The organism is Novosphingobium barchaimii LL02 (assembly GCF_001046635.1).
Lineage (GTDB): Bacteria > Pseudomonadota > Alphaproteobacteria > Sphingomonadales > Sphingomonadaceae > Novosphingobium > Novosphingobium barchaimii.
In genome coordinates, this window is the sequence record NZ_KQ130462.1 from 48,289 (window position 1) to 68,303 (window position 20,015).

Annotated in this window: 17 protein-coding genes; 11 read left to right on the plus strand and 6 right to left on the minus strand. The window is 62.3% G+C overall.

Annotated elements, in window-relative coordinates; all coding sequences use genetic code 11:
• The first annotated feature begins 31 nt into the window (after window positions 1-31).
• A complete protein-coding gene (locus V474_RS23805) occupies window positions 32-277 on the plus strand; it encodes a response regulator transcription factor (protein ID WP_059153656.1) in 246 nt (81 codons plus the stop codon).
• 918 nt (window positions 278-1,195) lie between these two features.
• Window positions 1,196-3,610, plus strand: a complete 2,415-nt coding sequence (locus V474_RS23810; protein WP_236711423.1) for an AMP-binding protein — start codon at window positions 1,196-1,198, stop codon at window positions 3,608-3,610.
• Between the two features lie 434 nt (window positions 3,611-4,044).
• On the opposite strand, the gene V474_RS26925 is transcribed toward V474_RS23810, so the two are convergent.
• Window positions 4,045-4,761 (minus strand): cold-shock protein, encoded by a 717-nt coding sequence (locus V474_RS26925; RefSeq protein WP_059153657.1) that lies wholly within the window; start codon window positions 4,759-4,761, stop codon window positions 4,045-4,047.
• Window positions 4,762-5,594: 833 nt separating this feature from the next.
• Between V474_RS26925 and rpoD the strand changes: the two genes are divergently transcribed.
• Window positions 5,595-7,619, plus strand: coding sequence for an RNA polymerase sigma factor RpoD (gene rpoD, locus V474_RS23820; RefSeq protein WP_059153658.1), 2,025 nt, complete (start codon window positions 5,595-5,597; stop codon window positions 7,617-7,619).
• Between the two features lie 153 nt (window positions 7,620-7,772).
• Here rpoD and V474_RS23825 read toward each other — a convergent pair whose 3' ends face one another.
• Window positions 7,773-8,213, minus strand: coding sequence for a MarR family winged helix-turn-helix transcriptional regulator (locus V474_RS23825; protein ID WP_059153659.1), 441 nt, complete (start codon window positions 8,211-8,213; stop codon window positions 7,773-7,775).
• Between the two features lie 265 nt (window positions 8,214-8,478).
• On the opposite strand from V474_RS23825, the gene ectA reads away from it, so the two are divergent.
• From ectA to V474_RS23860, 7 genes are read left to right on the plus strand one after another with little or no spacing between them, the layout of a single operon-like run.
• Window positions 8,479-8,988 (plus strand): diaminobutyrate acetyltransferase, encoded by a 510-nt coding sequence (ectA, locus tag V474_RS23830; protein ID WP_082700005.1) that lies wholly within the window; start codon window positions 8,479-8,481, stop codon window positions 8,986-8,988.
• A gap of 16 nt (window positions 8,989-9,004) precedes the next feature.
• Window positions 9,005-10,327, plus strand: a complete 1,323-nt coding sequence (ectB, locus tag V474_RS23835; protein ID WP_059153660.1) for a diaminobutyrate--2-oxoglutarate transaminase — start codon at window positions 9,005-9,007, stop codon at window positions 10,325-10,327.
• Between the two features lie 34 nt (window positions 10,328-10,361).
• A complete protein-coding gene (locus V474_RS23840; RefSeq protein ID WP_059153661.1) occupies window positions 10,362-10,787 on the plus strand; it encodes an ectoine synthase in 426 nt (141 codons plus the stop codon).
• A gap of 19 nt (window positions 10,788-10,806) precedes the next feature.
• Window positions 10,807-11,745: an ectoine hydroxylase gene (gene thpD, locus V474_RS23845; RefSeq protein WP_059153707.1), complete on the plus strand. Its 939-nt coding sequence runs from the start codon at window positions 10,807-10,809 to the stop codon at window positions 11,743-11,745.
• Complete coding sequence (locus V474_RS23850) at window positions 11,742-13,196, plus strand: aspartate kinase (protein ID WP_059153662.1); 1,455 nt, start codon at window positions 11,742-11,744, stop codon at window positions 13,194-13,196. The genes thpD and V474_RS23850 overlap by 4 nt, the downstream gene beginning before the upstream one ends.
• Window positions 13,197-13,213: 17 nt before the next feature.
• A complete protein-coding gene (locus V474_RS23855; RefSeq protein WP_059153663.1) occupies window positions 13,214-14,446 on the plus strand; it encodes an MFS transporter in 1,233 nt (410 codons plus the stop codon).
• Window positions 14,443-15,747, plus strand: coding sequence for an MFS transporter (locus tag V474_RS23860; RefSeq protein WP_059153664.1), 1,305 nt, complete (start codon window positions 14,443-14,445; stop codon window positions 15,745-15,747). Before V474_RS23855 ends, V474_RS23860 begins: the two co-directional genes overlap by 4 nt.
• A gap of 50 nt (window positions 15,748-15,797) precedes the next feature.
• On the opposite strand, the gene V474_RS23865 is transcribed toward V474_RS23860, so the two are convergent.
• The 3 genes from V474_RS23865 to V474_RS23875 are packed head-to-tail and all read right to left on the minus strand — an operon-like array spanning window position 15,798 to window position 18,519.
• Entirely contained in the window at window positions 15,798-16,949 is a 1,152-nt protein-coding gene (locus V474_RS23865; RefSeq protein WP_059153665.1) for an acetyl-CoA acetyltransferase, read from the minus strand.
• Between the two features lie 2 nt (window positions 16,950-16,951).
• Entirely contained in the window at window positions 16,952-17,314 is a 363-nt protein-coding gene (locus V474_RS23870) for a Zn-ribbon domain-containing OB-fold protein (RefSeq protein WP_059153666.1), read from the minus strand.
• Window positions 17,311-18,519, minus strand: coding sequence for a CaiB/BaiF CoA transferase family protein (locus V474_RS23875; protein WP_059153667.1), 1,209 nt, complete (start codon window positions 18,517-18,519; stop codon window positions 17,311-17,313). Before V474_RS23875 ends, V474_RS23870 begins: the two co-directional genes overlap by 4 nt.
• A gap of 83 nt (window positions 18,520-18,602) precedes the next feature.
• Here V474_RS23875 and V474_RS23880 point away from each other — a divergent pair, with 83 nt between their 5' ends.
• Window positions 18,603-19,337, plus strand: coding sequence for a ThuA domain-containing protein (locus tag V474_RS23880; protein ID WP_059153668.1), 735 nt, complete (start codon window positions 18,603-18,605; stop codon window positions 19,335-19,337).
• Here the strand turns inward: V474_RS23880 and V474_RS23885 are convergent.
• Window positions 19,325-19,990 (minus strand): TetR/AcrR family transcriptional regulator, encoded by a 666-nt coding sequence (locus tag V474_RS23885; RefSeq protein WP_082700006.1) that lies wholly within the window; start codon window positions 19,988-19,990, stop codon window positions 19,325-19,327. The two genes, V474_RS23880 and V474_RS23885, sit on opposite strands and share 13 nt — an antisense overlap.
• Window positions 19,991-20,015: the final 25 nt, after the last annotated feature.

The following is a 20,015-nucleotide window of genomic DNA, read 5'->3' on the forward strand; positions in this document are numbered from 1 at the left end:
CATCTGGCGGCCAGCAGAGCAGGGGATTTCTATGTTTGGTGTTTCTGAAAGTCTCCGGCTTACAAGCCGGGAAGCCGAAGTCGTCACACTTGTTGCTCGCGGATTGTCGGCCAAGGAAGTTGCGCTGACATTAGCGATAGCGCCTTGCACAGTCGAACGGCACGTGGAAAATGTCCGGCTCAAGACCCAGACGCGTAATCGGGTTCACATGATTGCCCATGTGCTTCAGAACGGCATGCTTTCGAGTGAAGCGCCGTCCATCGCGAAGGTGGCCTGAACTCAAGCATCTCGCAGAACCTCGTTGTGCATTGCATCAACCATTTCATCGATTGTGGCTCGGACTGAGAATAATCATTTGTGAGGTGGTCCCGGTTTCCTGGACAGGATGCGAAGCCAATCCCGACGTGAGGAACGGACGGGAATGAAGACGACGAGACAGCGGTATTCTGCAGACTTCGAGGCGAAGGTGGCGTTGGAAGCGATCTGACGCTGGCGCGATTAGCGGGCAAGCATGGTGTTCATCATACTATGATCGCGGCGTGGAACCGGCAGGCGATGACTGTCTCAGGCGAGGCCACCGCAGTCGAATTGCATCTTTAAGATCCTAAGGACATCGCCGATCATTGCTGCTTTGCCTGGAACATGCTCGTCGAGCACCCCCGGGCGCATCATGTGCGTAGGTCTGCGCAAATGGGCGCATGCTTTCTGATCAACGCTCGTTGGTATAGATCCCATAGTGTTAGCGACCGTTTGGGAATGGGCTGGTTCCGCATTCAAAATGCGCTCTTCTGCGCATTTTCAAACGGTCTCTTAGTGGCCGCCCAAGAGACCGATGGCCGAGAGGCCTCCCCCAGTCTGGCGTGATTGACAGCCCGTCGGTGAATACAACCGAAAGCTGCGGCCGTTGCAGCAGGCCTCCATGCGTCTCGATCGTCCGACCAAGCTTCTCGGTGGGCATTTCTCACTACTTGCTTGAGATCATGAGCAGAAATACTCTTGGGAGTGCTGCATGGTCGCGCATTATCCCAATGGCTGATTCGTGCCGTATTCATCGCAATCGTCCCAGTGGCGATCAACACGGGGCTTCATAGTGCGGCAACAAAAGTTGAAATCCGTAGCACTCGTTACGCGGAACTCTCTATCCTATCTAGAACACGTATTTGCGCTTAACGAAGCACGTAAGCCATTTGTAAACGTGCCTGATGATGATTACGCGAATGCGTTGACCGGGCTGGATGTCGAGCGTTGTATTTCTCCGGATGAGGGAAGTGGGTGGTTTGCTGAAAATCACGCGTTGATCCACGACGAAATGCCAGCTCAAGTCACGTACACATCGGGTACAGAGGGAAAGCCTAAAGGCATCGTTCTCACTTACGCTAATATTGCGGATGCAGTGGAGCGGATCATCAGTCAAATGGAGCTGACCGCCGATGTCCGCGAGTATATCGGCGTACCGGTTACCTACAGTTTTGGTATTGGCCGTGTCCGTGCAGTCAGCGCGGTAGGAGGTCGATCATATCTGCCGCCACGTGGGTTCGACCCTCTTGAGCTTTCACGAATGCTAGGATCAGGTGAGGTCAACGCCTTGTCTGCGGTCCCTACGCTTCTGCGGATATTACTGAAAGCGCGGGCGGTCATCGGAGATGCCGGCAAGAATCTCCGATGGCTGGAAATCGGTTCGCAACACATGACGGGTGCCGAGAAGCGCGGCATTCGCGAACTTTTCCCCAACGCGCGGATCGTTCAGCACTACGGCCTCACGGAAGCCTCCCGTAGTACCTTTCTGCAAATATCAGAAGCGGACGATGAAGTTCTCGAGTCCGTCGGCGTTACTGTCGGCGCGGGCGAGGTGGCCATATCGGCTGAGGGGAAGATCCGTATTCGTGGCCCACACGTTGCCCGTTGGCGTGTGGGCGCCGATGCGTTGATCGGCATGTGCGATCCCGATGGCTGGTTGGAAACCGGTGACGTGGGACACATCAAAGACGGCTATCTTTATTATGACGGCAGGGCGGACGACCTGATCAACACTGGAGGCGTGAAGATTAACCCTGACATGCTTGAGGCGCGTATTGGCGAACTTCTGGACCAAGCTGGCAGGATCGTGGTTACCAAGGTGCCCGATACGCTTCGTGGTGAAGGTATTCTGGTTGCGACAGACGTGGCTGCCCTTAGCGTCAATCAGCTTTATTCCGCTTCGGCAGAGGCTCTGAAAGAGTTTGGGGTAGTTGTGGGCGACGCGCTGCACGTCAGGGTCCTCTCGACGCTTAAACGGACGGCCACTGGCAAACCAATGCGGCGCGTCCTGACCGATGAATTTATCGAGGAGTCTAAAGCCGCTGGGGTTGGGACTGCGGCGGATCGGGCGGTTGAGGCATGGCCTTGTGACGTCGAGAACTTTTTCCGGGAATTTTTTCCCGGACGGCGTATCCGCAGAAGCGACAGCTTTGAAAGCATGGGAGGGGATTCCCTCAGCTACATCCAGTTTTCGCTTGGGTTTGAGGGGCGCTTTGGCACCCTGCCAGGAGGATGGGAATCACTGACGATCGAGCAATTGGAAGACAGTCCAGGAATTGGTCAAAAAGGGGGCTGGCTCAATCTGGATGCGGCCATATTGACGCGCGCTTTCTTTATGATTTGTATAGTTGCTCTACACTTTGATACGTTTGTTTATAGCAAGAATTGGGGAGCCGCGTACTTCCTGTTCATGCTTTGTGGCTACAGCATCATGCGTTTTCAGTGGCCTGAAATCAGCCGGACCGGGAAAGTCAGCACGATATTTGGGACCGCACTGAATGTTGCTATTCCAACTGTGCTGGTGACTGGCGCAATGCAGATTTGGTCCAGGACTTTTGAGCTAAAACCATTACTTCTTATATCCAATTGGTTTGATCCGCATCAATACCAAGTGGCATATTATTATTTTGCGGAAATATATATACAATTAATCATCATTGTTTCTGCAATAATTTCATTTCCTGCCATAAGAAAATTTATCAAAATAAATCCTATCACTTTCTGTGTCATCTTTCTAGTTTCGGCAACTGTAGTAAGCGCGGTAAGCGAAAAAATTTGGGATACGACTTACATCTATCATCGGACACCTATCTGGTATCTTTGGACGGTAGCCGCCGGTATGTTGATGGCGAGCGCGCACGATGTGAGAAGCCGTGTTCTGGCTATGGCGATTGTCAGCGTTGCTGTTGTAGAACATCATGGGTTCACCTCGGCTAGCGCCTATATATCGGGTGGCTCGGCACTACTGCTTTTTGGGACTTCGATTAGGGTGCCTTCTGCGGCAAAATTGATGATATCTGAGATCGCTGGCTCATCGATGTTCATGTATCTGAGCCATTGTCAGGTCTGGTCGCTGGTTATGCGGCTGTTTCACGGTCCAAGGCCGTGGATTGCTTTGAATGTTGCGATCGGGGTCGGAATTGTCTTTGCACACTCGTACCACTGGATCGAACGCAAGGTGCGGGCGTTCTTGATTAGCCGTGGCGAGGAGGGGGCCGCAGGCACTCTTCCGGACGCTCATCTGCACGAGCGGAGTATAGAGGGGCGGAAACGAGCAGTCGGCAATCAGCCTGCCCATGCTATACATTCATAGGCTAAGCATGCCCTTGAGGCGGGAAATGGCCCTCTCGATCGCAAATCGATGCGAACTTATGTCATGGACCCGCCGCGCTATAGCCACTGGAATAATCCGATGGTGGCCGGCCAGTTAAATGGAATGAGGAGTATGGATCCGGACAAAGCCGCCAGATAAGGCAAAAAGGCAGAGCGGATCACAGAGGCCGGCAGATCGGCGCTTGCCCCGTGACCGGACCAGCAAGCTACCAGGCACAAGCCTGATCGGCCTTCGGGCCGTTTCTGCGCAAATTTGTCAGGCGAAGAGTAATTGTTCGATATGAACAGCTACTCGACGAGCAAATTTGCAGGGATCTTTCGGGCAGCGTCATGATAGCCATGATGCAGAGCTAAAAGCTACAACCTGCATTAAGCGACCGAGCAACTGGTGCCGCTCGGTCGCTTCACACCATCTTAACGCAGAACCAGATTGACGGCCGAGCTCTTGCCCCGACGATCAACCTCGATCTCGAACTCCAGCTTATCGCCTTCGTTCAAACCGTGGAGACCAGCACGCTCGACGGCGCTGATGTGCACGAATGCATCAGGCTGCCCATCATCGCGGTTGATGAAACCGAAGCCCTTCATCGAATTGAAGAACTTGACCGTGCCGGTAGCCTTCTCGCCGGTCAGTTCACGCTGCTGCTGGGCGGGCGCTTCCCGCTTGGTGACAGCGATCACATCTCCGACGACCGAAAGATCCGAGGCAGAAACCTTTCCGCCCCGATCGACAAGCTGATACTCCAGCTGCTGACCTTCAGCCAGGCCATCAAGCCCGGCACGCTGCACCGCACTGATGTGAACGAAGATGTCTTCGCTGCCGCTCTCAGGCTGAATGAAGCCGAAGCCCTTGTCCGAGTTGAAGAACTTCACGACACCGCGGCCCTGACCGACCACAGTCGACGGTGCGCCACCACCTCGGGGAGCGCCGCCGCCAAATCCGCCGCCGCTACGTCCGCCGCCGAAGCCACCGCCGCCGCGCTGGTCGCCGCCGAAACGGTCGCCGCCGCCGCCGAAGCGATCACCGCCGCCGAATCGGTCCTGTCCTCCGCCGAACGAACTGGAATCGCCGTCTCCAAAGCGATCCCACTTGTCGCGGCCCCTGCCGCGATTGCCTCTATCAAAACCCATGACTCAGAACGTACCTTCGCTGCGGCTCACACTAGCAATCCGTGCGCGTGGCCGCAGCACGCCGGACACAAGAAGAGGTAGCTGAAAAAAAGCCAATGCACTCTTGCAGCACAACCATGCCTGAAAAAGTGTCAAGATCAACCTTAGATCGCGTTGCGGATCGATCGGATCCAACGTCCGAGCACACTTTGCCAGCCAGATCGGCGCCGGCAAAGGGGTAACTCCTGCAGCTAAGAGCCTGATTCAATGCGACTGGCAGCGATTCGGTAGCTGGATCGGGGCGATTAAAAAGCCGCGTTGCAACGGATATTGTTTCTTTAGAATCCTTATGCGGGACGCATGTTGGTTTGCTCGTGCCAGCCGTGTTCAATGCCCCGGCTCCTGGGGAGCATCTCGAAGTCCTGGAAGGTACACCGTTCGATTAGCGGCAAACTGCACAGGCTATTGCTGCGGCACGTTCCCAAACCCGCCTGGTCCCGATATGATGCGGGCTCCGGCAGCGCGGAGCAGCGGTCCACCTTCCGCAAGGCGCCGCCGCCTCAAGATGTCAGGTATGGCATAAGCAGCCGCCGAACGGATCGAGAGAGCCGTGCGCTGCGGCGCTTCCCTAGTAATTGCGATCCGGCGTCCTATTTTTATTGCTTAGGCCTCGCGATTGCGAAAACCGGCATGCCTTTCAGCTGCGCAATCCAGGCCAGAAGGAGTTCCAATCGCAATATGCAGAGAGATCGCTGGAATTTACAGGCTATGTCGGGCAAGGGCGCCGTCAGATTCAATTTTTGTCCTGGCGAAGCGACCGTCATGGGCTGCGCACATGAGACAACGGCATACGTATGAGCAAAAACGACGACGCTGCGGATTTCGACGCACCGCTTATTGACGGTAACAGGGGCTCGGTTGCGCAGTTCATCGCCCGCGCCAAGCGCCGCGGGACGATAACCGTGAGCGAATTGAACGCTGCCTTGCCTCAGGATCAGATGACCACCGACCAGATCGAGGACGTCATGTCCGCGATCTCGGAGATGGGCGTCAAGATCGTCGAAAACGACGATGAAGGCGACGAAGGCGATTCCCAGATCGATTCGCAGAACGAAGACGACCGCGAATCGGAAGACGAAGCTGGCGACGACAGCGAAATTTCCCAGCGCCGCGTGCCCGACAGCAAAAAAGCCGAAAGCCTCGGCCGTACCGATGACCCTGTTCGCATGTATCTGCGCGAAATGGGTGCGGTGGAAATGCTCAGCCGCGCCGGTGAAGCGGCCATTGCGAAACGCATCGAAGCTGGCCGGGACATGATGATTCAGGGCCTGTGCGAGAGCCCGCTGACGTTCCACGCCATCATCCAGTGGTCCGAAGCGCTTAACGCCGGTGAAATGCAACTGCGCGAGATTCTCGATCTCGACGCGATGCTGACCAAGGAGCCCGCGCCCGAAAGCCTGAACGAGGACGGCGAGGACGACGGCGAGATCAGCGAAAAGACCGCCGGCCCTTCGTTCAAGGAGGACGACGACGTCGAAGAGGAATCGGCGAACGAAGTCGACGAGGACGGAAATCCGATCCCCAAGCGCGAAGTCGAGGACGAGGAAGAAGGCAACACCATCAGCCTCGCGCAGATGGAAGCCGCCCTCAAGCCTGAAGCGCTTGAGAAGTTCCTGCTCATCACCGAGCTGTTCCGCACGTTCGAGCGTCTCCAGTCCGATCGCCTTGACGCGCTGGCGCTCGGCATCGATTTCCCGGTTGCCAAGGAAGAACAGTACCAGCAGCTGCGCGAAGACCTCACCGCGCAGGTGGAATCGGTGAAGTTTCACGCGGCGAAGATCGAATATCTTGTCGATAATCTTTACGCGTTCAATCGCCGCCTGACGACGCTGGGTGGGCAGATGCTCCGCCTGGTAGAGCGTCACAAGGTGAAGCGTGCAGACTTCCTGGAAAACTACGTCGGCCGCGAGCTGGACGACACCTGGCTCGATGAAGTCGCGAAGAAGGACAAGAAGTGGGCGGCTTTCGCAGCCGCCGAAGCCGATCCGGCCGAGCGCATCCGCCTTGAGGTTTCGGACATCGCCGCCGCCACCGGCATGGCGCTGCCTGAGTTCCGTCGCATTGTGAACATGGTCCAGAAGGCGGAGCGCGAGGCGCGCATCGCCAAGAAGGAAATGGTCGAGGCGAACCTGCGTCTGGTGATCTCGATCGCCAAGAAGTACATGAACCGCGGCCTGCAGTTCCTGGATCTCATCCAGGAGGGCAACATCGGCCTGATGAAGGCCGTCGACAAGTTCGAGTACCGCCGCGGCTACAAGTTCTCGACTTACGCCACCTGGTGGATCAGGCAGGCGATCACCCGCTCGATTGCCGACCAGGCCCGCACGATCCGCATCCCGGTCCACATGATCGAGACGATCAACAAGCTGGTCCGCACCAACCGCCGGTTCCTCCACGATCATGGCCGTGAGCCCACGCCCGAGGAAATGGCCGAGCGTCTGTCCATGCCGCTCGAAAAGGTGAAGCGGGTGCTGAAAATCGCCAAGGAGCCGATCTCCCTCGAAACGCCGGTCGGCGACGAGGAAGACAGCCATCTTGGAGACTTCATTCAGGATTCGAATGCGGTTATTCCGGTGGATGCCGCGATCGAGTCAAACCTGAAGGAAATGATCACCCGCACTCTTGCCAGCCTGACCCCGCGCGAAGAACGCGTGCTGCGCATGCGTTTCGGCATCGGCATGAATACCGATCATACGCTCGAGGAAGTCGGCCAGCAGTTCTCGGTGACCCGCGAGCGTATCCGCCAGATCGAGGCGAAGGCACTGAGGAAACTCAAGCACCCGAGCCGCTCGCGCACCATGCGTACCTTCCTGGACTAAATCGCCGGGCGCTACCTTGGCAGAATGTAGCTGAAGGGTTTGAGCAGGGCGCGTCCGCAGTGCGGGCGACGCCCTGGCTTGCATGATCGCTTTGCGTGCCGAGTTGCGGCGCTCGCTCGACGACGCTGGCTTCTTCCCACTCAGATCAAACACCTACAAATGGTCGTCGACAGTGATCAGGTCGCCTAGTTTCTCGAGTGCTGCCAGCATCATCGCCTGTTCCCACCGCGCCATATCCCCGAAGCCGCGCGTGAAGCGCATCTGCAACGGAAACGGCAGGTCGGCCAAACGGAGCGAGCCTTCGGGGGTGGCCTGAACCAGAATCTGACGCTTGTCGCTGTCGCTGCGGGTTCGGGTAACGAGCCCGGCATCGACCAGCTTGTCGACGATGTTGGTGATCGTCGCCTGCCCGAAACGTAGCGCGGCGGCGACAGCGCCCGGTGTGATGCCGTTATGCGCGCCGATCTGGCGCAGCACCAGCGCCTGAGACTGGGTCAGGCCGGTTGCCGCAGCCATTTTCCGGTTTTCCATTTCGGCGGCGTCGAGAATTTTTCTCAAGGCCGAAAGCGCGGCCGGCGTTAAGTCGGTGTCCATGCCCAAGAGCTAGCTTTCCTGCGGGGTTGCGCCAAGTTGCAACATCCTTCCAAGATAGAAGAATATCACATCTTTGGCGCAGTCGGCGGGAACCTCCATGGCCTCGGGAGGTTGCAATAATCTGCACTATCCTTATGATATTGAGCAGCAGCAACCACAAACAGGCAAATGCCAAGCACACGAAAGTGCTTCGGAGGGTGAAGTAATCTTAGATGCAGAAGTAAACGAAGTCGGCCTTCGGGAATATTCCGAGGGCATTGATCCTGTGAATCGCACTACCTCGCCGACCTTGCGCCGGCCCACTGCTGAAGACGGCCCGGCCGTCACCGCGCTGATCGCGGCCTCTGCGCCGCTCGATCCCAATTCGGCCTATTGCAACCTGCTTCAGTGCAGCGATTTCGCCGAAACCTGCGTGGTCGCCGAGCGTGGCGGAGCCATCGTCGGGTGGATTTCGGGGTACCGCCCGCCTTCGCACCCCGAGCGCATCTTTGTCTGGCAGGTTGCCGTTGCCGCTTCGGCACGCGGCGAAGGTCTGGGCGGACGGATGCTGGACGAACTGGCCGCGCGTCCGGCCGTTCAGGGCGCCACAACGCTGACTACAACAATTACCGAGGCCAACCCGGCCTCCTGGGCGCTGTTTGGCGCCTTCGCGCGCCGCCACGGCGCCAGCCTCTCGAAATCCGGGCGCTTCGAGCGCGATGCGCACTTCGCAGGGGCACACGACACGGAATGGCAGGCGAGCATCGCTCTGCGTCCGTCCGCCCCCACTACCTGAACAGGGAAATTTCCAAATGCTGACGACCCCCATGCCGAGCGCCGCCGCGCCGGATACGAAGATTTATGACCGCCGCGAATCGCAGGTACGGACGTATTCGCGTTCGATGCCGCGCCAGTTCGGCAAGGCGCAAGGACCGTGGCTGCACGATAGCGAAGGCGGGCGCTATCTCGACTTCCTGTCGGGCTGCTCCTCGCTGAACTATGGCCATAACCATCCGGTGCTCAAGGCCGCGCTGATGGACTACATCGCCGCCGACGGCGTGACTCATGCGCTTGACCTGCACACCGATGCCAAGTCGGCATTCCTGCGCACGTTTGAGGACGTGATCCTTGAGCCGCGCGGGCTGGACTACCGCGTCATGTTCACCGGACCGACCGGCACCAATGCCGTCGAGGCGGCGATCAAGCTGGCGCGCAAGGTGACGGGGCGCGAACTGGTGGTGGCCTTCACCAATGGTTTTCACGGCATGACGCTGGGCGCGCTGGCCTGCACCGGCAACGCCGGCAAGCGCGGCGGCGCCGGGGTTCCGCTCAGCCATGTCAGCCACGAACCGTTCGACGGCTATTACGGCGAGGAGGTGGACACCGCCGATCTGCTGGAGCAGCGCCTGGCCGATCCCTCCAGCGGGCTCGATGCCCCTGCGGCTTTCCTGGTGGAGACAGTGCAGGGCGAGGGCGGCCTCAACGCCGCCCGGCCCGATTGGCTGCGCCGCATCGCCGCGCTGGCGAAGAAGCACGGCGCGCTGTTGATCGTCGACGACATCCAGGCCGGTTGCGGGCGCGCCGGCGGTTTCTTCAGTTTCGAAGGCATGGGCTTCACCCCGGATATCGTCACGCTGGCCAAGTCGCTTTCGGGCATGGGCCTGCCTTTCGCGCTGACGCTGATGCGGCCCGACCTCGATATCTGGTCGCCCGGTGAGCACAACGGTACGTTCCGGGGCAACAACCACGCTTTCGTCACTGCTACGGCCTCCCTGCGTGAATTCTGGGCGGATCCGGCCTTTGCCGATGCGGTCGCCCGGCGCGGCGGTATTCTCGAACGGCGACTGGAACGCATGGCCGAGCGCCACGGGCTTTCCACGCGCGGCCGGGGCATGATGCGCGGCATCGACGTGGGCAGCGGTGAAGTGGCGTCGAAAATCACTTCGGCCTGTTTCGACGAAGGCCTCATCATCGAGACCAGCGGTGCGCATGACGAGATCGTCAAGGTGCTGGCGCCGCTGACGATCGAGGACGCCGTCCTCGAAGCCGGACTCGACATCCTGGAGGAAGCGGTCGCCGAAGCGATCGCGCCCGTCGTCAGGCCGGACCAGCGCAAGCTCGGCGTTGCCGCCTGAGCTACCTCTCCCTCAATTCAAGGAATTACATGATATGATCGTTCGCCAACTCAAGGAAATCCGCAAGTCCGACGCCCACGTCGAATCGAAGGGCTGGCACTCCGACCGCCTGCTGCTGAAGGACGACGATATGGGCTTCTCGTTCCACGTCACGACGATGTTCGCGGGCGAGGAACTGCATATGCACTACCAGAACCACCTTGAAGCCGTGCTGGTGCTCAAGGGGTCGGGAACCATCGAGGACCTCGGCACCGGCCTGACACACGAGCTGAAGGCAGGCGTGATGTATGCCCTCAACAACAACGACAAGCACATCGTCCGCCCGACGGAGGACATCCTGTGCGCCTGCGTCTTCAACCCGCCGGTCACCGGGCGCGAAGTGCATGACGAAAGCGGCGCCTATCCCGCCGATACCGGCACCGATGCCACTGACGCGCGCCAACCCGCGCTGGCGGGGTAAGGAGGCAGGGGGCTACTTGATGCAGGACCATTATCCTACCCGCCGCACCGGCGAACCGCAGCTTTTCGCCCGCGCCGAGCCTGTCGCCCGGCGGGCATGGCAGCCCGGTGCTCCGCTCTCCGCCGAGCAGATCGCGCAGTTCGACCGCGATGGCTACCTCGTTTGGGAGGATGTGTTCTCCGAAGCCGAGATGACCGTGCTCCAGTCCGAAACCGGACGTCTGCTGGGCGATCCGGCGGGGCTGAAGGACGAAACCGTGATCGCCGAACCCGGCAGCCGTGAGATCCGTTCGATCTTCGAGATTCATTCGCAAAGCCCGCTGATGGCGCGCCTTGCCTCGGACGAAAGGCTGGCCGGGGTCGCCGGCTATCTGCTGGACGACGAGGTCTACCTTCACCAGTCGCGGCTGAACTACAAGCCGGGGTTCAAGGGCAAGGAGTTCTACTGGCACTCCGACTTCGAAACCTGGCACGCCGAGGACGGGATGCCGCATATGCGCGCGCTGTCGATGTCGGTGCTGCTGGCGGAGAACACGCCCAACAATGGCCCGCTGATGGTGATCCCCGGATCGCAGCATGTCTTCGTGGCCTGCGTGGGCGAGACGCCCGACGACCACTACAAGGCATCGCTACGCCGCCAGGAATACGGCGTGCCGGACGAGAACACGCTGGCCGAACTGGCGCACCGCCAGGGCATCGTCGCACCGACCGGCAGGCCAGGCACGGTGATCGTGTTCGACTGCAACACGATGCACGGCTCCAACGGCAACATCACGCCGTTTCCGCGCGCCAATGCCTTCCTCGTCTACAACGCGGTGAGCAACCGGCTGGCAGCGCCCTTCGCGGCCGCTACGCCCCGCCCGGAATTCATCGCCGCGCGCGGAGCGGAGAGGGTCGTTCCCGTTTCCGGCCAGATTTGCGCCGCAGCGCCCGAAAGCCTTGAAGGAGTAGCCGCATGACCCGGACCCATTCCGTGGAAAAGATCGGCGGCACTTCGATGGCCGCCACCTCCACCGTCTTCGACAACGTGCTGGTCGCGGGGCGGGAGGGGGCAGACCTCTACAACCGCATCTTCGTCGTTTCCGCTTATGCCGGGATGACGGATCTGCTGCTGGAGCACAAGAAAAGCGGCCGCGCCGGGGTCCACGCCCATTTCATCCGCAACGAGACGCCCGGCGCCTGGCGCGCCGCGCTTGGCGAAGTGATGGACGCGATGACGGTGCGCAACGCCGAGATGTTCGCCCGCATCGAAAGCCGCGCCGAGGCGGATGCCTTCGTGACGAAGCGCATTGCCGCGCTGGAAACCTGCCTCGACGATCTGGACCGGCTGCGCGCCCATGGCCGCTTCTGCCTGAAAGAGCAGATGACCACCGTGCGCGAAATGCTGGCCGGGCTGGGCGAGGCCCATTCGGCGCACTCCACCGCGCTGATGCTGCGCGACCGGGGCGTCGACGCGGTGTTCGTCGACCTGACCTTGTGGGACAACGAGGACATGCGCAGCCTGGACGACCGGATCGTCGAGGCGCTGGCGCCGATCGACCTTGCACGCCAGATGCCCATCGTCACCGGCTATGCCGGGTGCGAGGGAGGGATGGTGCGCCGCTATGCCCGCGGCTATTCGGAGATGACGTTTTCCCGCATCGCCGTACTGACGCAGGCGCGCGAGGCGATCATTCACAAGGAATTCCACCTCTCCAGCGCCGACCCGCGCCTTGTGGGCGAGGCGGTGGCCCGCAAGATCGGCCGCACCAACTACGATGTTGCCGATCAGCTCGCCAACCTCGGTATGGAGGCGATCCATCCGCGTGCCGGGCGGGGCCTGCGCCAGTCGGGCATTCCGCTGCGGGTGCGAAACACCTTCGACCGGCACGACGGCGGCACGCTGATCTGCGGCGACTATGTTTCCGAGCATCCGCGCGTGGAGATCGTCACCGGGCTTTCTTCGGTTCAGGCGTTGCAGGTGTTCGAGCAGGACATGGTGGGCGAGAAGGGCTACGACGCTGCGATCCTCGACACGCTGACCCGGCATGGCGCCTGGATCGTCAGCAAAAGTTCAAACGCCAACACCATCACGCATTACCTGTCAGGCACGGATTCCGCGCAGATGGCGGGCATCGTCGCCGACATAGAGGCGCATTGGCCCGGCGCTGCGGTGACGGTGCAGCCGGTGGCGATGGTCTCGGTGATCGGCAGTGATCTGGCCGAGCCGGGGCTGGTCCCCCGCGCGCTGATGGCCTTGGGCGGCGCAGGGATCGGCATGGCCGCGATGCAGCATCAGATCCGCAACGTCGACGTGCAGTTCGTCGTCGCGGTCGAGGACTTCGATCCTGCCGTGCGGGTGCTCCACAAGGTTCTGGTCGAAGGCGCCGCGCTCACGGACGTGAAGGCCGAGGAACTGGTCGCGGCTTGACCGTTTGACAGAGCGCCATGCTGAACGCCATCCTTCCCGTCCGCAGCCTGCTGCTCGCCATCTTCATCCTGATGGCGGGCGGCGGCTTCATGAACACGTTGGTGAGCGTTCGGCTTGAACGCGCGGGCAGCGGGACGCTGGCGATCGGATTGGTCGGCACCGCCTATTTCGCCGGGCTGGTGGCGGGATCGCTGCGCGCGCCTGCGCTGCTGCGCAGGATCGGCCACATCCGCGCCTTTGCCGCCTTTGTCGCGGTGCTCAGTGCCAGCACTCTGGCTTATGCGATTCACCGCGATGCCCTGTTTTGGGGCGCCCTGCGCTTTGCCGATGGCATATGCCTTGCGGGGATCTACGTCTGCCTGGAAAGCTGGCTTAACGAGAGGGCCGAGGGCGCGGGGCGGGGCAGCGTGCTGGCGGGGTACATGATCGCCCTTTACGGCGGGCAGGCGATTGGCCAGTTCACCCTCAACCTGGGCGAGACTTCGCCGACGATGCCGCTGATGGTGGGCTCGATCCTGATCTCGCTGGCGGCAGTGCCGGTAGTGCTCACCCGCATCGCCGCGCCAGCGCCGGGAGAAGCCACCTCGCTATCGTTCCGCGAGCTTTACGCGGTTTCCCCGCTGGGCATCGTCGGCGCGTTCATGACCGGGGTGATGCTGGGCGCTTTCTATGCGATGGGCGCGGTCTATGCGCGCAGGTCCGGGCTGGACCTTGCGGGGACCGCGCTGTTCATCAGTGTCGTGATCATGGGCGGCGTTGCCTTGCAATGGCCGCTCGGCCGCCTGTCGGACAGAATGGACCGGCGCAAGGTCATCGTCATCGGCTTCGCCGGGACGCTTGCCGCCAGCCTTGCCATCGCGCTGACCACGGGCACCGCGCCGCTGATGGTCTTCGGCGCTCTGTTTGGGGGGCTGAGTTTCGCGCTTTATCCGCTGTGTGTGGCCCATACCAACGACCACCTTTCGCCGGAGCAGCGGGTCGCCGCCAGCGGCGGGCTGGTGCTGCTCTATTCGCTGGGCGCCGCGCTCGGGCCATCGCTAGGCGCGCTGGCGATGACCGTGGTCGGCACGGCGGGGCTGTTCCTGTTCGTGGCCGCCTGCGCCGGGGCGGCGCTAGCCTTCGGGTTGTGGCGGCAGGTCAGTTCCGAGCCGGTGCCCGCCCATCTTCAGGAAACCTACGTCGTGCTTCCGCGCACGACGCCCATGTCCGCCGCGCTCGATCCGGTCGCCTCGGAAGAAAGCACGCCATGACTGCCTCCAATGCTCCATCCGGGACGTCTCCCGCCATCCTTCACCGCGCCATCGCCGCCTCCGCTATCGGCAATGCGACTGAGTGGTTCGATTATGGCATCTATGCCTACGGCGTGAGCTACATTGCCGCAGCCCTGTTCCCCGGCGAAACGTCCGAGGCAACGCTGTTCGCCCTCGCCACGTTCGCGATCTCCTTTCTGGTGCGTCCGCTGGGCGGGTTTTTCTGGGGTCCGCTGGGCGACAGATACGGGCGCAAGGCGGTACTGGGCATCACCATCGTGATGATGGCCGCCGCCACGGTGGCTGTCGGGCTGATCCCTTCCTATGCTACCATCGGAATGTGGGCGCCGGTGTTGCTGATCATACTGCGCATGGTGCAGGGGTTCTCGACCGGCGGAGAATACGGCGGCGCGGCGATCTTCATGGCCGAATATGCGCCCGATGCGAAACGCGGGTTTTACGGCAGCTTCCTCGAAGTCGGCACGCTGGCGGGTTTCTGCGGCGGAGCGCTGCTGATGCTGGGCTTCTCGCTGCTGCTGGGCGATGGTGCGATGCGCGATTGGGCCTGGCGCCTGCCGTTCCTGCTGGCCGGGCCGCTGGGCTTCGTGGGCGTTTACCTGCGTTCGCGCATGGCCGAGACGCCGCTGTTCCTCGAAGCCGAGAAGCGGGAGGAGGCCGCCGCCAGCGCTTCTCCTTTGCGCGACCTGTTCGCCCGTCACCGCATCGCGCTGCTGGCGATGGGCGGACTGGTGGTGGCGCTCAACGTCGTGAACTACACGCTGCTGAGCTATATGCCGACTTATCTGGAGCGCCGCCTGGGCCTTTCCACCGACGCGGCGCTGGCTGTGCCGATCGCGGGGATGGTGTTCATGATGCTGCTGCTGCCCTTCGCGGGCGCGCTGTCCGACCGGATCGGGCGCAAGCCTCTTTGGCGTTTTTCGCTGATCGGGCTGATCGTGGCGGTGGTGCCGCTCTATCACCTGATGGGGCTGGGCATGGCGGGCGCGGTGATCGGTTATGCACTGCTGGGCATGCTCTACGTGCCCCAGCTGGCGACGATATCGGCGACGTTTCCCGCATTTTTCCCCACCAGCGTGCGTTTCGCCGGGTTCGCTGTGGCCTATAATGTATCGACCTCTCTTTTCGGCGGCACGGCGCCGGCAGTCAATTCGGCGCTGATCGAGCTGACGGGTAACCCGCTGATGCCGGCCTGGGTGATGATCGCAGCCTGCCTCGTCGGCCTGCTGGCGCTGCGCTTCACGCCCGAGACGGCAGGCAAGCCACTTAGCGAGGGCCGCTGACGCCGGCAGCTGATGCGCTCAAATCGGCGATCCGAGCATGGTGACGGGTTCTAAACCGTCGCCATGCTTCCCAGTATCACCGTTGCCTGGCTGGACAGGGTGCCGCCATTGCCGTGGGCCAAGGCGAGGTCGATGCCGGGCAACTGGTTCGCGGCCGACCCGCGTATCTGCCGGGCGGCCTCGATCACGGCGAACAGTCCGTACATGCCGGGATGGCAGCATGACAGGCCGCCGCCATTGGTGTTGACCGGCAGGCTGCCACCCGGCGCGATGGCGCCGCTGCTCACGAAGCGGCCGCCTTCGCCCTTGGGGCAGAAGCCGAGGTCTTCGAGGAACAGCACCGTGTTGATCGTGAACGCATCGTAGAGCTGCGCCGTCTGGATATCCGGCGGCGTGACCCCCGCCATCGCCATTGCCCGCGCGCCGGACTCCTTGGCGGCGGTGACGGTCACGTCCTTCGACTGGGCAATGGAATTCCACCACGTCGCCGCCGCAGCGCCCAGCAGAGGCACAGGTGCCGCCGCCAGATCGCGCGCGCGGTCGGTGCGGGTCATCACGATCGCCGCCGCGCCGTCGGTGACGAGGCAGCAGTCGCGCACCGAGATGGGCGTGCTGATCATCCGCGCGGAAAGGCAGTCCTCCATCGTCAGCGGACCCTTGGCGAAGGCTTCCGGGTTGGTGTTCGCCCAGGCCCGCGCCGCCATTGCCACGGCGGCAAGGTCTTCGCGGGTCGTGCCGAATTCATGCATGTGCCGCGCCGCCGCCAGCGCGTAGGAGGTCAGCGGGAACAGCGGCGCATAAGGCGAGTCCCAGGCGTTGCTTGTGATCTTCGTCGCCAGCTTGCCGCCATTGCTGCGCTGGTTGGAGCCATAGGCGATCAGCGCGCAGTCGATATAGCCAGCTTCCAGCATCAGGGCCGCCACGGCCATATGGCTCATGAAGGCAGAGCCACCGGTTCGGTTGTTGTCGGTATAGCGCGGCTGGAGGCCCAGATATTCGGCGAAGGAGAGGCCCGCGAAGAAGTCGTCGGGCTGGCAGATGAACAGCGCGTCGACTTCGGGCAGGGTCAGCCCGGCATCCGCCACCGCCAGCAAGGCGGCCTTGGCGGTCAATTCCATAGAGCTGTAGCCCGGTGTCTCGCCCACGCCGAAGGTGGCGAGGCCGGCAATCGCAGTGCGGCCGCGCGGGAAAATATCGCCCATGGTCAATCCTCCCAGGCGCGGAAAAGCAGCACGGGTTGTTCGCCGCTGCTGTCGATGAAGGCGGATACCCGCTGGCCGATGCGCAGGGTTTCGGGCGTCATACCCTCCACCCGGCTCATCAGCCGGGCGCCTTCGTCGAGGTCAATCAACGCGACGTTGTAAGGCTCCGCCGGCGGTCTGCGCTGCACCCATGACAGGGTGTAGACGGTGCCCAGCCCGGACGCCTCGATCCATTCCAGATCGTCCGTCCCGCTGCCCGGAGCGGCAAGGCGCGGCGGAAAGATCGCGCTGCCATCGCCCGCGCGCTGGAGCAGGAACCGGCCCTGCGCCAAAGCCTCACGCCAGTGGCTTGCCGGGCTGGTCATGCCGCCGCCTGCACTGCGCCGCGCGCCATGAGATCGGCGATCTCCTCGCCAGAGAACCCCGCCTCGCGCAGTACGGCTTCGCTCTCGCCGCCCAGCGCCGGGCCGGGGTCGCCGATGGCGCCGGGGGTTTCGGAAAAGGTCGTGGGAATGCCGGGGAAGCGCAGGGTGCCCTGATCCGTCTCGCGTTCCTGCCAGAAGCCGGTCTCGACCAGATGGGGGTCGTCCAGCAGTTCGGTCAGGCTCTTGATCGCGGTGGCCGGGATATGCGCCTGCCGCAGCAGGTCCACCCATTCGGCGGTGCTGCGCCCTTCGATCACCTCTGCGACCTTGGCCAGCACCGCCGTGATATTCTGCGTGCGCGAACGCATCGAGGCGAACATCGGGTCCTGCGACCATGCGGGATTGCCCAGCGCATCGAAGAAAGCGCGCCAGTGCTTGTCGTTGTAGATCATCACGCCAATGTAGCCGTCCGCCGTGCGATAGGGGCGCCGCGCTTCGGATGTGGCGCGGGGGTATTCGGGCGGACCTTCGGGCGGCACGAACAGCGATCCGCACAGATGTTCCACCATGGCGAAGGACACCAGCGTTTCGAACATCGGCACCTCGATCTCCTGGCCGACGCCGTTTTTCTCCCGCGCGAAAAGGGCCGCGATTACCGAGTAGGCGCCGGTCAGCCCGGCCACCTTGTCGGCGATCACGGTTGCGGCATAAGTCGGCTCGCCGCCGGAAAGGCGCGCCTGCAAGTCGACGATGCCCGATGCGGCCTGCACGATGTCGTCATAGGCGGGATAGTCGCGGTAGGGACCGTTTCGCGCAAAGCCGTAGAGGTTGGCGTAGACGATCTTCGGGTTCGCATTCCGCAGCGCCGCATAGTCCAGCCCCAGCCGCCCGATCGCGCTGGAGCGCATGGAGTGGATGAACACGTCGGCGCTTTCGGCCATGCGCAGCAGGGCGGCGCGCGCTTCCGGCTGCTTGAGGTCCATCACCACGCTGCGCTTGCCGCGATTGACGTTGAGGAACATCGCCCCGCGTGATGCATCCGGGCCGGGCGGAATGAAGCGGGTGGTGTCGCCGGACGGGCTTTCCACCTTGATTACGTCCGCGCCCAGATCCGCGAAGATCTGCGTGGCGTATGGCCCCATCAGCACGCTGGTGAGGTCCAGGACTTTCACGCCCGCCAGCGGTCCTTGTCCGCGTCCGCTCATCGAAATTCTCCGGTCATTGCCAAGTCTCTTCCCGAACTTATCCTCGTGTGCGCGCTACGCATGCACGAGGGGAGTTTGCCAAAATGAAGGTCCACCTGATCGCCGCGGGGAAATTCCACGACATCGATTTCGCCCGTCTCGAATTGCTCAAGCTGCTGGCCGAGCGCCCGCAGATCCGCACCTCGGTTGCCGCCGATTACGGCGATCTGGCCAGCCTTGCCGCCGCCGACCTGCTGATAACCTACACCTGCGACCTGATGCCGGACGGGCTCCAGCAGGTTGCCGCGCTGGAGGCGTTCCTGGCGCGCGGCGGGCGCTGGCTGGCGCTGCACGGCACCAATGCGACGTTGCGCTTCGGCGCCGACGGCGTGGTCGATACGCCCGACGAAGTTCCCGCCTTCACCCGGATGCTGGGCACACGTTTTGCGGGCCACCCGCCGATCGCGCCGTTCAAGGTCTTCGTCACGCGCGGCGACCACGAGATCACCCAGGGCCTGCGCGATTTTCGCGTCGAGGACGAACTCTACCTCACCCACCGTACCGCCGAGATCGACGTTCTGCTGCACACCAGCTTCACCGGCCGCTGCGACGAATTTCGCGATGCCGACTGGGACGAGGCCGAGGTGCCCGTGCTCTATGAGCGCAAGGTGGGCGAAGGCCGGGTGCTGTACCTCACACTGGGGCACTGCCGGGGCCATTACGATCTCCAGCCGGTCAGTGCGTTCTGGCCGCACCCGCAGCGCTGCGCGTGGAATTACCCGGTGTTCCACGAACTGCTGCGGCGCGCGATTGGGTGGGGCCTGCCTCATGCGGCCTGACCTTCCGAGGCAGGCCGCAGCGCGTGCATCTGCTCCTCCAGCGAATCGAGCAGCGGCTCCACCAATGCCGCATCCATCGCGCCGGTCAGCAGGTTGACCGCCATGCCCTCCATGGTCGCCTGGGAAACGGCCATGGCAAGGGCGAAGCGCTGCGGGCTGGCCTGCCATTCGGGATAGAGCTGCACCGCAAGCTGGTTGAACCGCTCGCGAAATTCCACCTGCAAGGGCATCAGCACGGCGGCCAGTTCGGCGTTCGTTCGCGCCGCCACCGCCAGTTCGTGAAAGGCGATGAAGGCGGGTTTCTGGATCTGGCGCCAGTATGTGCGGACCATCGCGTTATGGTCCAGCGCACTGCGCTCCGCGGCGCGGCGAAAGGCGCGTAGCCGCCGTTCGTGCAGGTGGGTGATGGTCGCCTTGATGAGCGAAATGCCGTTGTCGAAATGGTGCAGCATGGCCCCGCGCGAAAGCCCCGCCTCGATCGCGACCTGCGGCGTCGTGGTGCGGGCATAGCCGCTGCGCACCAGCACGCGGATGGTCGCATCGATCAGCCGCGCGCGGGTCTGGGCGCTTTTCAGCGCCTGCTGCGTCGGTTCGTCGGCGGAGCCCGGCAGCCCGGTCCGGGTGCTGTCGGCGCTCGTGCGTTTTACAGGCAAGCGGCGCTCTCCCACGATGGCCTCT

Coding starts and splice junctions, on each gene's coding strand:
- V474_RS26925 (WP_059153657.1), bottom strand. CDS start 4,761: ATGGGTTTTGATAGAGGCAATCGCGGCAGGGGCCGCGACAAGTGGGAT.
- ectB (WP_059153660.1), top strand. CDS start 9,005: ATGCTGACGACCCCCATGCCGAGCGCCGCCGCGCCGGATACGAAGATT.
- V474_RS23875 (WP_059153667.1), bottom strand. CDS start 18,519: ATGAGCGGACGCGGACAAGGACCGCTGGCGGGCGTGAAAGTCCTGGAC.
- V474_RS23880 (WP_059153668.1), top strand. CDS start 18,603: ATGAAGGTCCACCTGATCGCCGCGGGGAAATTCCACGACATCGATTTC.
- V474_RS23840 (WP_059153661.1), top strand. CDS start 10,362: ATGATCGTTCGCCAACTCAAGGAAATCCGCAAGTCCGACGCCCACGTC.
- thpD (WP_059153707.1), top strand. CDS start 10,807: ATGCAGGACCATTATCCTACCCGCCGCACCGGCGAACCGCAGCTTTTC.
- V474_RS23855 (WP_059153663.1), top strand. CDS start 13,214: ATGCTGAACGCCATCCTTCCCGTCCGCAGCCTGCTGCTCGCCATCTTC.
- V474_RS23825 (WP_059153659.1), bottom strand. CDS start 8,213: ATGGACACCGACTTAACGCCGGCCGCGCTTTCGGCCTTGAGAAAAATT.
- V474_RS23805 (WP_059153656.1), top strand. CDS start 32: ATGTTTGGTGTTTCTGAAAGTCTCCGGCTTACAAGCCGGGAAGCCGAA.
- V474_RS23870 (WP_059153666.1), bottom strand. CDS start 17,314: ATGACCAGCCCGGCAAGCCACTGGCGTGAGGCTTTGGCGCAGGGCCGG.
- rpoD (WP_059153658.1), top strand. CDS start 5,595: ATGAGCAAAAACGACGACGCTGCGGATTTCGACGCACCGCTTATTGAC.
- V474_RS23865 (WP_059153665.1), bottom strand. CDS start 16,949: ATGGGCGATATTTTCCCGCGCGGCCGCACTGCGATTGCCGGCCTCGCC.
- V474_RS23850 (WP_059153662.1), top strand. CDS start 11,742: ATGACCCGGACCCATTCCGTGGAAAAGATCGGCGGCACTTCGATGGCC.
- V474_RS23860 (WP_059153664.1), top strand. CDS start 14,443: ATGACTGCCTCCAATGCTCCATCCGGGACGTCTCCCGCCATCCTTCAC.